13 protein-coding genes are annotated in these 14,260 nt (G+C 63.1%); 3 read left to right on the top strand and 10 right to left on the bottom strand.

The window, feature by feature from the left end; genetic code table 11:
* Positions 1 to 80 precede the first annotated feature (80 nt).
* On the bottom strand, positions 81 to 3,692 hold the full coding sequence (locus tag AABE10_RS30655) for an indolepyruvate ferredoxin oxidoreductase family protein (protein WP_342936907.1): 3,612 nt from the start codon (positions 3,690 to 3,692) through the stop codon (positions 81 to 83).
* A gap of 348 nt (positions 3,693 to 4,040) precedes the next feature.
* On the opposite strand from AABE10_RS30655, the gene AABE10_RS30650 reads away from it, so the two are divergent.
* Positions 4,041 to 4,226: a hypothetical protein gene (locus AABE10_RS30650; protein WP_342936906.1), complete on the top strand. Its 186-nt coding sequence runs from the start codon at positions 4,041 to 4,043 to the stop codon at positions 4,224 to 4,226.
* A gap of 159 nt (positions 4,227 to 4,385) precedes the next feature.
* Here the strand turns inward: AABE10_RS30650 and hppD are convergent, their stop codons facing one another.
* A complete protein-coding gene (gene hppD, locus AABE10_RS30645; RefSeq protein WP_342936905.1) occupies positions 4,386 to 5,483 on the bottom strand; it encodes a 4-hydroxyphenylpyruvate dioxygenase in 1,098 nt (365 codons plus the stop codon).
* Positions 5,484 to 5,637: 154 nt separating this feature from the next.
* Here hppD and AABE10_RS30640 point away from each other — a divergent pair, with 154 nt between their 5' ends.
* The gene (locus AABE10_RS30640) at positions 5,638 to 6,153 is read left to right on the top strand and encodes an Lrp/AsnC family transcriptional regulator (RefSeq protein WP_342936904.1); all 516 of its coding nucleotides are present in this window, start codon (positions 5,638 to 5,640) and stop codon (positions 6,151 to 6,153) included.
* Positions 6,154 to 6,245: 92 nt separating this feature from the next.
* Here AABE10_RS30640 and AABE10_RS30635 read toward each other — a convergent pair whose 3' ends face one another.
* The 8 genes from AABE10_RS30635 to paaA all read right to left on the bottom strand — a co-directional run bounded on the left by AABE10_RS30635 (position 6,246) and on the right by paaA (position 12,697).
* Positions 6,246 to 6,911 carry a GNAT family protein gene (locus tag AABE10_RS30635; protein WP_342936903.1) on the bottom strand — a complete coding sequence of 222 codons (666 nt, stop codon included), beginning with the start codon at positions 6,909 to 6,911 and terminating at the stop codon, positions 6,246 to 6,248.
* A gap of 303 nt (positions 6,912 to 7,214) precedes the next feature.
* Positions 7,215 to 7,841, bottom strand: coding sequence for a TetR/AcrR family transcriptional regulator (locus tag AABE10_RS30630; protein WP_342936902.1), 627 nt, complete (start codon positions 7,839 to 7,841; stop codon positions 7,215 to 7,217).
* A gap of 17 nt (positions 7,842 to 7,858) precedes the next feature.
* Positions 7,859 to 8,671 carry a DUF1835 domain-containing protein gene (locus AABE10_RS30625; protein WP_342936901.1) on the bottom strand — a complete coding sequence of 271 codons (813 nt, stop codon included), beginning with the start codon at positions 8,669 to 8,671 and terminating at the stop codon, positions 7,859 to 7,861.
* A gap of 213 nt (positions 8,672 to 8,884) precedes the next feature.
* Positions 8,885 to 9,973, bottom strand: coding sequence for a 1,2-phenylacetyl-CoA epoxidase subunit PaaE (gene paaE / locus AABE10_RS30620; RefSeq protein ID WP_342936900.1), 1,089 nt, complete (start codon positions 9,971 to 9,973; stop codon positions 8,885 to 8,887).
* Position 9,974: 1 nt separating this feature from the next.
* Complete coding sequence (paaD, locus tag AABE10_RS30615; protein WP_342936899.1) at positions 9,975 to 10,544, bottom strand: 1,2-phenylacetyl-CoA epoxidase subunit PaaD; 570 nt, start codon at positions 10,542 to 10,544, stop codon at positions 9,975 to 9,977.
* A gap of 19 nt (positions 10,545 to 10,563) precedes the next feature.
* Complete coding sequence (gene paaC, locus AABE10_RS30610; protein WP_342936898.1) at positions 10,564 to 11,367, bottom strand: 1,2-phenylacetyl-CoA epoxidase subunit PaaC; 804 nt, start codon at positions 11,365 to 11,367, stop codon at positions 10,564 to 10,566.
* A gap of 9 nt (positions 11,368 to 11,376) precedes the next feature.
* Entirely contained in the window at positions 11,377 to 11,661 is a 285-nt protein-coding gene (gene paaB, locus AABE10_RS30605) for a 1,2-phenylacetyl-CoA epoxidase subunit PaaB (protein ID WP_342936897.1), read from the bottom strand.
* Between the two features lie 37 nt (positions 11,662 to 11,698).
* On the bottom strand, positions 11,699 to 12,697 hold the full coding sequence (gene paaA, locus AABE10_RS30600; RefSeq protein WP_342936896.1) for a 1,2-phenylacetyl-CoA epoxidase subunit PaaA: 999 nt from the start codon (positions 12,695 to 12,697) through the stop codon (positions 11,699 to 11,701).
* A 157-nt stretch (positions 12,698 to 12,854) separates the two neighbouring features.
* Between paaA and AABE10_RS30595 the strand changes: the two genes are divergently transcribed.
* Complete coding sequence (locus tag AABE10_RS30595; protein WP_342936895.1) at positions 12,855 to 14,126, top strand: SGNH/GDSL hydrolase family protein; 1,272 nt, start codon at positions 12,855 to 12,857, stop codon at positions 14,124 to 14,126.
* The last annotated feature ends 134 nt before the right edge of the window (positions 14,127 to 14,260 follow it).

The raw sequence follows: 14,260 nt of genomic DNA, 5'->3' as shown, positions 1-14,260 counted from the left end.
TCGATGAAAAAAGGGCACCGCGAGGTGCCCTTTTTGTTGCTGCCGGTCTTGTGTTGCCGGCTGCCCGGCAAACTTCCGCGTTACGCGACGTGCTGCTGCTCGACGCTGCCCGCCGGCGAGCGCCACTTCGCGAGCAACGAAGCCCACTTCGCACGCACGCCCTTCAGATTGTTTTCCTTCACGTGGCCGTAGCCGCGAATGCCGTCCGGCAGGTTCGCGAGCTCGACGGCAAGCGCGCGTTTCTCAGCAGTCAATCCGCCGATCAGCTCACGCACCAGCGTCTCATACTCGACGATCAACGCACGTTCGGTGCGGCGCTCTTCCGTCTTGCCGAACACGTCGAACGCCGAGCCGCGCAGGAACTTCAGCTTTGCGAGCACGTGCATCGCGTTGAGCATCCACGGACCGTACTGGTTCTTCACCAGATGGCCGTGCGCGTCCTTTTTCGCCGTCGCGGGCGGCGCGAGATGGAATTTCAGCTTCCAGTCGCCTTCGAAATTTGCCTTCAGCTTTTCGACGAACGCCGGGTCCGAATACAGACGCGCCACTTCGTATTCGTCCTTGTACGCCATCAGCTTGTGCAGATTCTTCGCGACGGCTTCCGTCAACGGCATCTGGCCGTCGGCGGCTTCGAGTTTCGTTTCGGCGGCCCGCACTTCGTCGACCAGCTTGCGATATCGCGCCGCGTACGCGTCGTTTTGATAAGCAGCCAGATACTGCGCGCGCTTGTCGATCAGCGTATCGAGCGCCTTCGGCGTATGCAGCGAAATGATCTTCGCGGCATTCGGCGTGTTGTCGTCGTCGGTGCGGTTCTGCGGCCGCGCGAGCTTGCGCACGGCATCGAGATCGTGCGCCGCGCGGCGGCCCCATTCGAACGCCGCGCGATTCTTCTCGACCTGCACTGCGTTCAGTTCGATCGCGCGAATCAGCGACTCGTGCGTGAGCGGCAGCCAGCCCTTCTGCCATGCGTAGCCGAGCACGAACGGATTCGTGTAGATCGCGTCGCCGAGCAGCGCGACCGCGAAATGGTTCGCATCGATAGCAGCGACGTTCTCGTCGCCGGCCGCCGCGCGCACGTCCGTGTCGGCGCTCGCGCCGGGGAAGCGCCAGTTCGGGTTCTTGATGAACTCGGCGGTCGGCGTCTGTGCGCTGTTCAGCACGACGCGCGTGCGGCCGTTCTGCATCCGCGACACGCATTCGTCTCCCGCCGTCACGATCGAATCGCAACCGATCACCAGATTCGCTTCGCCCATCGCGATGCGTGTCGCGTGGATGTCGGCGGGCTGGTTCGCGATCTGTACGTGGCTCATCACGGCGCCGCCTTTCTGCGCGAGACCCGTCACGTCGAGCACCGTCACGCCTTTACTTTCGAGGTGCGCGGCCATGCCGAGCAGCGCGCCGATCGTCACGACACCCGTGCCGCCGACGCCCGTCACCAGCACGCCGTACGGCTTGCCGATCGCGGGAATCTCGGGATCGGGAACGGGCGGCATCGTGTCGCCCGATGCACCTGAGGCACCCGACGCCTTCGGCTTGCGCAGCTGTCCGCCTTCGACGGTCACGAAGCTCGGGCAAAAACCCTTCAGGCACGAGAAGTCCTTGTTGCAGGTCGACTGGTTGATCTGCCGCTTCGTGCCGTACTCCGTTTCGAGCGGCTCGACCGACAGGCAGTTGGATTGCACCGAGCAATCGCCGCAGCCTTCGCACACGGCTTCGTTGATCACGACGCGCTTCGCCGGATCGGGATACGCGCCACGTTTGCGGCGGCGGCGCTTCTCGGTCGCGCAGGTCTGGTCGTAGATCAGGATCGTCGTGCCTTCGATCTCGCGCAACTCGCGCTGCACGTCGTCGAGCAGGTCGCGATGATGTACCGCGATGCCCGGCGCGAGGCCGACGTTCGCGCTGTACTTTTCGGGCTCGTCGGTGACGATCACGATCTTCTTCGCGCCTTCCGCCGCAAGCTGATGCGTGATCTGCGGCACGGTCAGCGTGCCGTCGACGGGCTGGCCGCCCGTCATCGCGACGGCGTCGTTATACAGAATCTTGTACGTGATGTTGGCCTTCGACGCGATCGCCGCGCGAATCGCGAGCAGGCCCGAGTGGAAGTACGTGCCATCGCCGAGATTCGCGAACACGTGCTTGTCGTTCGTGAACGGCGCCTGGCCGACCCACGCGACGCCTTCGCCGCCCATCTGGCTGAACGTGCTCGTGCTGCGGTCCATCCACACGGTCATGTAGTGGCAGCCGATGCCCGCCATCGCGCGCGAGCCTTCGGGCACGTTCGTCGACGTGTTGTGCGGGCAGCCCGAGCAGAACCACGGCTTGCGTTCCGCTTCGACGCGCGGACGCGCCAGCGCCTTTTCCTTCGCTTCGATCACGGCGATGCGCGCCGCGATACGCGCGCGCACGTCGGACGGCAGATCGAACTTGTCGAGGCGCGTCGCGATCGCCTTTGCGATCAGCGCGGGCGACAGTTCGTAGTGCGCGGGCAGCAGCCAGTTGCCCATCGGCACCGACCATTCGCCGCCTGCGCCGTCCTTCTCGTCGAACTTGCCGAACACGCGCGGACGCTGCGCATCGGGCCAGTTGTACAGCTCTTCCTTGATCGCGTATTCGAGAATCTGGCGCTTCTCTTCGACAACCAGAATCTCTTGCAGTCCGCGCGCGAACGCCTGCGCGCCCTGCGCCTCGAGCGGCCACACGCAGCCGACCTTGTAGAGGCGAATGCCGATGCGCGAGCAGGTCTCGTCGTCGAGGCCGAGATCGGTTAGCGCCTGGCGCACGTCGAGATACGCCTTGCCGCCCGTGATGATGCCAAAGCGCGCGTGCGGCGAATCGATCTCGATCCGGTCGAGCTTGTTCGCGCGCACGTAGGCGAGCCCGGCGTACCACTTGTAGTCGAGCAGACGCGCTTCCTGCACGAGCGGCGGATCGGGCCAGCGAATGTTGAGACCGCCTTCGGGCATCTCGAAGTCGGACGGCAGAATGATTTGCGTGCGGTGCGGATCGATATCGACGGAAGCGGACGACTCGACCACGTCGGTGACGCACTTCATCGCGACCCACAGGCCGGAGTAGCGGCTCATCGCCCAGCCGTGCAGGCCGAAGTCGAGATATTCCTGCACGTTCGACGGAAACAGCACCGGCAGGCCGCACGCCTTGAACAGGTGCTCCGACTGGTGCGCGAGCGTCGACGATTTGGCTGCATGGTCGTCGCCGGCGAGCACGAGCACGCCGCCGTGACGCGACGAGCCGGCCGAGTTGCCGTGCTTGAACACGTCGCCCGAGCGGTCGACGCCGGGGCCCTTGCCGTACCACATCGAGAACACGCCGTCGTATCTGGCGCTCGGATAGAGATTGACCTGCTGCGAGCCCCACACGGCCGTCGCGGCGAGGTCTTCGTTGACGCCAGGCTGAAAGACCACTTGATGTCCGGCGAGATGCTGCTTCGCCTTCCACAGCGCCTGGTCGAGGCCGCCGAGCGGCGATCCGCGATAGCCCGAGATGAAACCGGCGGTATTGAGTCCGGCGGCCTTGTCGCGCTCCTGTTGCAGCATCGGCAGACGCACCAGCGCCTGGATGCCGCTCATGTACGCGCGGCCGCGTTCGAGCGTGTATTTGTCGTCGAGCGTGACGGAAGTCAACGCGGCTTCGAGCGAGGCTCGCTGACCAGCGTCTAGCGGGGCATTCATTATGTGTACTCCTCCAACCCAGTTTGGGATCGCCAAAACCTTCAGGGCCTCGGCATCTTGTGAATGCTCCGGCCGGGGTCGCCATATTGACGGCTTTTTTGCGATGGTAGCACTGGTAAAAACCCGCCGCTTATCGTTGAAAACACCACTATGCGGAATGGCGCAGCCGAAAAATGTCGCGGGTATGACGCGGCGGAATCTTTTTGGTATACCGGTGTTACAGCGTGTAAAAGCTTGAAACGGTACGAACGCGACTTGAAATGCTTGTCTAAACTCCCCACCTGCACGTATCGCAACGTTCCGCATGCCGCGGAGCTTCGCTGTGCAGGAGTCGAAAAAGGAGTACGCATGAACACGAAACACATCCAGACCTTCCTGATGGTCTCGGCAGCATTTTTCGCGATGAGCGCGCCCGTGCATTCGAGCAGCGCCAACTCGCTGATGAATGCCGTCACGCGCACGGCCCCCGTCGCGGCGGCAACGGTTGCCGTGAACCGGCAGCGCTCATCCGACGAAACGGAGCAGCGTGGCTGACGCGCGCTGGCGAGCGGCCGGCTGGGCCACACGCGTCTGAACGAACAGCGAGAGTCGGCGGACCGAGCGGCGCCGATTCTTAAATCCCCAAATGAAAAAGGCGAGGATCGTACGATTCCTCGCCTTTTTCTTGTTCGGCGTTAGCCGCCAGCGCGTGCGTTACGCCTTGTCCTGCACGACACCGCGACGAATCTGATCCAGTTCGATCGATTCGAACAGCGCCTTGAAGTTACCCTCGCCGAAGCCCTGGTTGCCCTTGCGCTGGATGATCTCGAAGAAGATCGGTCCGATCTGGTTCTCGGTGAAGATTTGCAGCAGCAGGTCGTCGTGCGCGCCGTCGATCAGAATCTTGCGCTTGCGCAGTTCGTCCAGCGGCTCGCCGTGGTTCGGCACGCGACGGTCGACGAGTTCGTAGTATGTGTCGATGGTATCGAGCAGCGAGATGTTCGACGCGCGCAGGCCGTCCACCGTCTTATAGATATTGTTCGTGCCGAGCGCGATGTGCTGAATGCCTTCGCCGTGGTACGCGTCGAGATATTCCTGGATCTGGCCGGCCGTTTCCGAGCCTTCCTCGTTGATCGGAATGCGGATCTTGCCGCACGGCGACGTCATCGCCTTCGACTTCACGCCCGTCACCTTGCCCTCGATATCGAAGTAGCGCACTTCACGGAAGTTGAACAGGCGCTCGTAGAACTCGGCCCATTCCTGCATGCGTCCGCGATGGACGTTGTGCGTCAGGTGATCGATATAGGTGAGGCCGTGGCCCGTCGCGTTCGGATCGGCGCCCGGAATCGGCTCGAAGTCGACGTCGTAGATGCTGATGTCGCCGATGCTGTGCGGCGCCGCGCCGTTCTTGCCGCGCCAGCGGTCGACGAAATAGATCAGCGAGTCGCCGATGCCCTTGATCGCGGGAATGTTCAGCTCCATCGGGCCCGTCTTGTTATCGAAGCCCCATGCGCCCAGTTCGAGCGCGCGCTTGTAGGCCCTGGCGGCATCCTGCACGCGGAACGCGATTGCGCAGATCGACGGGCCGTGCAGACGCGCAAAGCGCTGCGCGAACGAATCCGGCTCCGCGTTGACGATGAAGTTGATGTCGCCCTGGCGGTACAGCGTCACGTCCTTGTGACGATGCTTCGCGATTGCCGTAAAGCCCATGCGCTCGAACAGCTTGCCGAGCGCGACCGGGTCGGGCGCGGTGTACTCGATGAATTCGAAGCCGTCGGTGCCGACGGGATTTTCCCAGGCAGGAACTTGCATATCTGTCTCCTCAAATGCGGATGTCCGATGCGCGTCGCGCGATTCGATGAAGAACAGTGTAGTTGCCCGTGCCAGAAGAATACTTGCGAAATTAATCGCCGATCACTACGCTGACGCTACTTTCTGGCGCTTCACTGGCTTTGGATGGCAGAACATGGCTAAAACTGAGATAGATGCGATTGACCGGAGGATTCTTCGGATCCTTCAGGAGAACGGGCGGCTGTCGAATCAGGAGATCGCCGATCGGGTGAATCTGTCGCCGAGTCCGTGTCTGCGCCGCATTCGCCGGCTCGAGGAAACCGGCGTGATTCGTGGATATGTTGCGCTTCTGGACGCGCAGATGCTGGGGCTGGATCTGCTTGCCTACATCAACGTGCGACTGGAAAAGCGCGGCGGTCCTGTGCTCAGCGCGCGCGCGGACGGCACGCCTGGGCGCGCGGGCGCGACGCATTCGGAACTGTTCCGGGCGGCGGTGCAGGGCTGGCCGGAAGTGGTCGCTTGCCATGCGATGACGGGCGACATGGACTATCTGCTGCGCGTGCAGGTGCGCGACATGGCGCATTTCTCGCGATTCGTGCAAGAGCAGTTGCTGCGGCATCCGTCGGTGATCGACGTGAAGTCGAGCTTCTCGCTGGAGAAGTTCAAGGAGACCACTGCGCTGCCGCTGTGAGGGGCGGCGCGCGCTAGCACGCACAGGCAACGCGCAACAAAAAGGGCGGCTCGTTGAAGAGCCGCCCTTTGGGTTTTCCTCGTTCGCGACGCTTACGCGGCAATCGCGCTCGGCATGAACGATTCGATGAGCTTCGACGTGCTGCGCGCCTGGCGCTTGAGCACGTAGTCGAATACGGCTGCCTGTTCCTGCAGCATTTCCGCAATGATGCTGTTCTGATCGGCGGGCGCGAGCGTCAGATACGCGTCCGCTTCGCCGTATGCGTATTCGATCTTCATGCCGGCCTTCTTGGCGATGTGCATCATCGTCGTGTTGCGCGACAGGCAGTGGATGTACAGCGTCGTGACATGCGTGTTGCGGCTGCGGATCGCGGCGCGCTCGAAGAGCTTCGTGCCGATGCCTTGGCCACGCACGCTTTCCGACACCGACACGCCGAATTCAGCGGTGCGCGTGTCGCCCTCGGCGGGCAGATAGGCCAGATGGCCGACGCCGACCAGCCGCAGATGGCAGTCGAACACGCCAAATACCGTGTCGCGGCTGAAATCCAGCGTGCGGACATAGTTTTCGATCACGTGGTCTGGCGTGATCTGGCCGAAGCGCAGCAGGCGGTCTTCTTCGCCCAGTTCGACGAAGTGGGCGAGCAGCCGCTTGCGGTCTTTCTCGCCGAGTTCCCGGACCAGAACAGGCGTGCGGCCGGCGACGTTCATCAAGCGATCGACGACGATCGGCTCGGTGGCGCGGACAGTTTGCTTATTCATAGTGGGTTCTCCTTTAGCTAGGCAGCATGACGCGCCGCAATAAGCATTCTAATGGAAAACCCGGAGTCGACCTAGGGAAAACCCGGAATAGATCCGAGCGTCCAGTCTAAAGTCGCAACCTGTAGTTGGGTAATCTATTGATTTTTAAGGGTAAATCATAGAATTAGCGTGCGACAACGCTGCGTCGCCTTGCCGCAACGGAGGCACATATATTGCTGCATCGCGACATCGTTTGGTCATTACCGTGGGGCGCGCGCATCGGAGTACGGAAGCCGCTGTCTTCGTGAACGCAACGATTGCGCGTCAGTTGTGATCCGCGCGGCCCGGCTTCGATGTGAGCAGTCCGTGATCCACCATGTCGACGACCTGCTCGGCGAATTCCCGGTAGCCCATCCGGCCGCCAGGCTTCAGCCACGTGAAAGTCCAGTTGATCATTCCGAAGACCATCATCGTGAGCGCGGTCTGATTTTCGCGGTTGACGCGTTCGGGATAGGCGCGCGCCAGTTGCCGCGCGAATGCGGCGACCACGTCTCGCTGGCGGTTGAGGATGATTTCGCGTTGCCCTTCGACCAGATATTTGACGTCGTTCAGCAGCGCGACGTGCCGGCTATGCGAGGTCTCGTACTCGGACAGGAAGGCGCGGATCAGTTCGGCGAACGCATCGCGTTCGGTGAGTCCGCGCCGCTGGCTCGCGCCCTCGACCTCGGCAATGATCAGCATCAGACGCTTCGTGTAGCGGTCGAGCAGGTCGAAAAGAATCGCTTCCTTGCTCTCGTAGTAATGGTAGAGGCGGGCTTTCGACGTGCCGCTCGCCGCGGCGAGATCGGCCATCGACGTGCTCGGATAGCTAGTCTGGGCGAATTTCGCGGCGGCCAGTTCGAGGATCTGGTCGCGCTGGCTCTCGTGATCTGGGGCTCGTGTACGGGCCATGATTGTTCTGGTTTGTCTTAAGCGGGAGAAAAGGTGTCGCGCGCGACATTCATTTCGAGTGATTGCCAGGCGTTCGAATCGCCGCGTAGCTGCAACTGGCCGTTAGCGGCAAGCTCGCGCAGACGCCAGAGCACGATGGCGTCGCTGACCAGCAAGCCGTTGTTTGCCGTCATCACGGCAGCGGCGACGCGCCCGGCGGATTGCCAGCCATCGGCGCCGTGTTCGAGGATCGACGCGTCCAGTTCGGCGAACGTGCCGCTCGAAAAGGTGTTGTCGTGCCAGCGGCGCAATTCCGCGTTGGCCTGCTTCACGTCCTGCCATTCGAGCGCGAGACGCCCGATGCGCAGCACCGAAATCGGCGCCGCCGTCGCGAGTCGCTGTTGCAGCACGGCCGGAGCAAACATGCCGACGGACGTCGTCCGGTCGGCGCGGCGTTGCGCGGCGCTGTCACCCATCAGATCGTCGATGCAGACGCGCGCTTCGTTCAACCGTTGCGGCATCTCGCGCAGATGGAAACATACGCGGCGCAGCGTCAGCTGATCGGCGCAGCTTTGGCCATGCCATACGACGACGTGCGTCGTCCCGCCGACCACCACTTCCAGTTCCCTCGACTGCGCGTCGAACTCGGCCGCGAAATTGCGCGTGAAGTCGCCGGTGATGTGTCGCCAGAAATCGGCGCGCAAATGAGGCGCTTCGTCGATACCGTGCAACGGACCGACGGCGAGGTCGTCGCGCAATGCGAGCACGGCGTCGGCGCGGCCCGCGTGGCTGAGCGCTTGACGCAGGGAGTCGGCGGCAACGTCGCCGTTGGTAATGTGGATCGTGCTCATTGTGATTGACGGGCGGTTCGATCACCGCTCGATTGCAGTTCAGGCGTGCTTCGCCCTTACAACGGAAAAGGCCACTCGTCGAGGAAAGCGACTTTCCCATGACGAGCGGCCCCTAGTGTAAGCGGATCGCGGATGTGCCGAAAGCGACTGGCGCGCACATGCCATGCGCAGCGCTTGCATGACAGGCGCGCCGGGGCGCGCTTCGCGTAACCGTCAGCGGTCGTCGTAGCTGATCACGACCTTGTCGCTGACGGGATGGCACTGGCAGGTGAGCACGAAACCGTCGCGGATCTCCTGTTCCTCCAGCGTGTAGTTCTTTTCCATCTTCACTTCGCCTTCCAGCACTTTCGCGCGGCAGGTGCAGCAGACGCCGCCCTTGCACGCATACGGCAGCGCCAGCCCGGCGCGCAATCCCACATCGAGCACGCTCAAGCCCTGATACGGCAGACGCAGCTTGCGCTTCTTGCCGTCGAGGACGATTTCGAGGTCGGCTGTCGGCGTGTCGTCGGTGATTTCGGCTGCGGGCACGCCGGCCTGGGGCAGCGGCGTCCCGAAACGCTCGACGTGCACCTTTTCCTGTGGAACTTCGGCCGCCTTCAGCGCGGCTTCGGCGGCGTCCATCATCGGCGCGGGGCCGCAGATGAACGCTTCGTCGATCGTGCCGGGCGGCACCAAGGTATCGAGGAACGACGCGCACTTCTGTTGATCGAGCACGCCGTTGAACAGCTCGACGTCCTGGATGTCATCGGATAGCACGTGATACAGCACGAAGCGGTTCATGAACCGGTTCTTCAGATCTTCGAGTTCCTCGGCGAACATGATCTGGTCGATGCTGCGGTTGCCGTAGATCAGCGTGAACGTGCTGCGCGGCTCGATTTCAAGCGTCGTCTTGATGATCGCGAGCACAGGCGTGATGCCCGAGCCGCCCGAGAACGCGACGTACTGCTTGCCGTGATCGGCGTTCAGGTGCGTGAAGAAGCGGCCATCGGGCGTCATCACGTCGATGGTGTGGCCGGGCTTGAGCGTATCGAACGCGAAGTTCGAGAAGCGGCCGCCGCGCACGCGCTTGATGCCGATGCGCAGTTCGCCGTCGCGGTCGTAATCGGTGACGCCGACGCAGATCGAGTACGAGCGGCGCGTCTCTTCGCCGTCGATGTGCGTTTTCAGCGTGACGAACTGACCCTGCGTGAAGCGATACTGCTCGCGCAGTTCGACGGGGACTTCGAAGGCGACGGAGACCGCGTCGGCGGTTTCAGGCCGCACTTCACGGATGCGCAGCGGATGAAATTGCGGAGTGGCCATATCAGTAGGGTTTGAAATAGTCGAAGGGTTCGCGGCAGTCGACGCAGCGATACAGCGCCTTGCATGCCGTCGAACCGAATTGCGCGAGGCGTTCGGTGTGCTTCGAGCCGCAGCGCGGGCAAGCGGGCGCGGGCAGCGCACGCGGAACGAAGCGGATCACTTTTTGTTGCGCGCTCGCGCCAGTATTGGCGTTGGGCTCGGCGCTGCCGCAGTTGCCCGTCGGCGGGGCGATGCCGTAGGCGCGCAGTTTTTCGCGGGCGTCGCCGGTGATCCAGTCGGTCGTCCACGCGGGCGCGAGCACGGTTTGCACGCGATACGGCGCGAGACCCGCGGCGTCGAGTGCATGGCCGATGTCTTCCGCGATCTGCGACATCGCCGGGCAGCCCGAGTAAGTCGGCGTGATGACGACTTCGAGCGCGCCATCGGCCGCGCGGCGCACGTCGCGCAGAATGCCCAGTTCGCGGATCGACACGACGGGAATTTCCGGATCGGGCACCGCTTCGAGCACGGCCCACGCGTTGTCGAGCGCGCGATCCGTTGCAGCGGCTGCTGTTTGGGCGGTCGAAGTCATCGTCTCACTCACCTTTGGATTACCAGCTTGCGCCCGGATGCTGGCGCGCGAGGCTTTGCATTTCCGCGAGCAGGAAGCCCATGTGCTCGGAATGCTCGCCGTGCTTGCCCGTCGTGACGTGCTTGACGGGTTCCGGCAACGTGAGCGTCGCTTCGTCGAGCGCGGCCCGCACGTCTTCGAGCCACAGCGCTTCCAGTTCGGACGTCTTCGGGCCGATGCCGGCTGCGGCGATTGCGTCTTCTGTCGCGTCGGCGCTGAAGAATTCCCGCGTGTACGGCATCAGATAATCGAGCGCGTCCTGCGCGCGGCGATGCGATTCGGCCGTGCCGTCGCCGAAACGCACGAGCCATTCGCGCGAATGATGTACGTGGTATTGCGTTTCCTTGATCGACTTCGCGGCGATCGCGGCCAATTGCGCGTCCGACGAACCCGTCAGCGCGGACCACACGTGCAACATCAGCGTCGAGTACAGGAAGTTGCGCACGGTCGTGACCGCGTAGTCCTTGTCCGCGTGCGCCGTTCCCGCCAGTGGGCCGACGTGCGGCAGCTCGGCGAGCGTGTAGTTCGCGAACTCGCGCTCGGCGCGGAAGAACGCGAAGTCGTCTTCCGTGCGGGTTTTGCCGATGAGCGTCTTTTCCAGTTCGGCGGCGTGCGTGTACAGCAGACGCGCCTGACCGATCAGGTCGAGGCTCATGTTCGACAGCGCGATGTCTTCTTCGAGAATCGGGCCGTGGCCGCACCATTCCGCATTGCGCTGACCGAGGATCAGCGCCGTATCGGCGAGGCGAAGCACGTAGGCGAGGTGTTGGGGCGTGATATCCATGACGCGCGCTTACATGTGGTTGACTTCGTCGGGGAGCTGGTAGAACGTCGGATGACGATAGATCTTGTCGGCAGCCGGTTCGAACAGTTCAGCCTTTTCGTCAGGCGCCGATGCCGTGATCGCCGACGACGGCACCACCCAGATGCTCACGCCTTCCTGGCGGCGCGTGTAGACGTCGCGCGCCATACGCAGCGCCATCGCGGCGTCGGCCGCGTGCAGGCTACCGCAATGCTTGTGGTCGAGTCCCTGCTTGCTGCGCACGAAAACTTCCCAGATCGGCCATTCCTTGTTCATCGCTATCTCCTTCCAGTCCTTCGGATTGGGGTGCCACTCAGGCGGCATGTTGCTGCGCGCGCTGGCGCTGTTTTTCGGCGTGGGCGAGGGCGGCTTCGCGGACCCAGGCGCCGTCGTCATGCGCTTTCACGCGCGTGGCGAGGCGTTCCCGGTTGCACGGGCCGTCGCCGTTGACGACGCGCCAGAATTCTTCCCAGTCGATGTCGCCGTAGTCGTAGTGGCGCCGTTCCTCATTCCACTTGAGCTTCGGATCGGGCAGCGTGACGCCCAACACCTTGGCCTGCTCGACGGTCGCGTCGACGAATTTCTGGCGCAGATCGTCGTTCGTGATGCGCTTGATGCCCCACTTCGCCGACTGATTGCTGTGGACGGAGTCCTTGTCGCTCGGGCCGAACATCATCAGCACGGGCCACCACCAGCGGTTGACTGCCTGCTGGACGAGTTCGCGCTGCGCATCGGTGCCCTTCATCATCGCGAGCAGCGCGTCGAAGCCCTGGCGCTGATGGAACGACTCTTCCTTGCAGATGCGGATCATGGCGCGCGCGTACGGGCCATACGTGCAGCGGCACAGCGGAATCTGGTTCATGATCGCCGCGCCGTCGACCAGCCAGCCGATCACGCCGACGTCCGCCCAAGTCGGCGTCGGGTAATTGAAGATGCTCGAGTATTTCGCCTTGCCCGAATGCAGCGCGTCGATCATCTCGTCACGCGATACGCCGAGCGTTTCGGCTGCGCTATACAGATAGAGGCCGTGGCCGCCTTCGTCCTGCACCTTGGCCAGCAAGATCGCCTTGCGCTTGAGACTCGGCGCGCGCGTGATCCAGTTGCCTTCCGGCAGCATGCCGACGATCTCCGAATGCGCGTGCTGTGAAATCTGGCGAACCAGCGTCTTGCGGTACGCGTCGGGCATCCAGTCTTGCGGCTCGATCTTGCCGTCGGCGGCCATCACTTCATCGAAGCGGGCTTGCTCGGAAGAGCCGGTGGCCGCGTCGAGCGGCGCGACGTTGCCAGGAATGTCGAGGGATTGCGTGTACATATCGAACGCTCTCGTCCTAGTGGTGTGTGTCCGGCAGTATAAACCAACCGTCCGGTCGGTTAATCAATTTTTCGAGATGAATTGGTAGGGGTTTGCACTATGCGATCGTGCACAATGGGCGGCTTGCGTCCTTAACCGTTTCCAACAATCAGTCGAAATGATCACTCGTCCCCTAGCCGTTCTCTGCGGCGCCGTTGTTTCTTCGCTTGTGTTCGCCTCGGCGCCCGTTTTTGCGGCGGGCGCGACGCCTTGGGTTACGGTCTGGGCCACGGCGCTGCAGCCGATCCCGCAAATGCCCAATCCGCCCGCGCTGTACCGGACGCCCGACGTCGCGGGACGCACGGTCCGGCAGATCGTCTATCCGACGCTGTCGGGCGAGGTTGCGCGCATTCACATCAGCAACGCGTATGGAAAGACCCCGCTCGTCATCGAGGAGCTGCGAATCGCGCGCTCGGGTATCGGGGCGGGCGCGGCTGTGCAGAGCGGCACGGACGCGCGGGTGACGTTCGGCGGGAAAGCGGCGGTGAGCGTGCCTGCTGGCGGCGAGATCGATAGCGATCCCGTGCGGATCGGCATCTCGGCCGGCGTACCGTACGCCGTCAGCAGTTATATGGGGCGCGAGCAACGGATGGTCGCATGGCACCGGGTTTCGAATCAGGTCAACTATGTGTCGATGTCTGGCAACCATGCGGGCGATACGTCCACTGACGCTTATCGCCAGCGATTTACGCAGTTCGCATGGGTGACAGGGTTGCAGGTGGAGGCTCGTTCATCGGCGACGGTCGCGGCAATCGGCGACTCGATCACGGATGGGATGCGCTCCAGCCTGAATCAGAATCGTCGCTGGCCTGACGCGTTCGCGCGCCGGGTGGTTGGGAGCGGCGACACGACGACGGCGGTCGTCAATCTTGGGATCAGCGGAAACCGCTTGCTGAGCGATTCGCCTTGCTACGGCGACGCGCTTGCGTCGCGTTTTGGCCGCGATGTGCTAGCCCAGCCTGGCGTGAGGACCGTGATTCTGCTGATCGGCATCAACGACATCAACTTTGCCGCGATGCCGGCCCGCGCTGGACTCGATTGCGATTTTCCGCATACGGCCGTTACATCGGAGAGCCTGATTGCGGGCTATAAGCAGGTTATTGCGGCGGCGCACGCGCGTGGCATGCGCATTTTTGGGGCTACATTGACGCCGGCGGATTTGCCGCCGCAGCGCGAGGCGATCCGTTCGGCGGTCAATCAATGGATTCGGACTAGCAGGGCGTTCGACGGAGTCGTGGATTTCGATGCCGCGCTGCGTAATCCAACAGAGCTGACACGTCTGCAACGTTCGTTCGACAGCGGCGATCATATCCATCCCAGCGATGCAGGTTACGCGGCGATGGCGGCTGCGATCCCGCTGCCGGCGGTGCTGGGCGCGCATCAAAAGTGAATCGTTAAAAAACTTCCGTCGCACCCTTGTCATTGGGTTGCGGATGGCCTAAGATTCGCGTCCTTCGTTCGGGCGCGCGGTGTGCGGCGCGACGCAGCGGGGGCCGCGACAGAAACGGCGCGGTGGTATAGCCA

It is taken from the genome of Paraburkholderia diazotrophica (genome assembly GCF_038900755.1).
GTDB classification, from domain to species: Bacteria; Pseudomonadota; Gammaproteobacteria; order Burkholderiales; family Burkholderiaceae; genus Paraburkholderia; species Paraburkholderia diazotrophica_A.
Note: the sequence above shows the minus strand (reverse complement) of the source record. Positions and strands in the feature narration are given on the sequence as shown.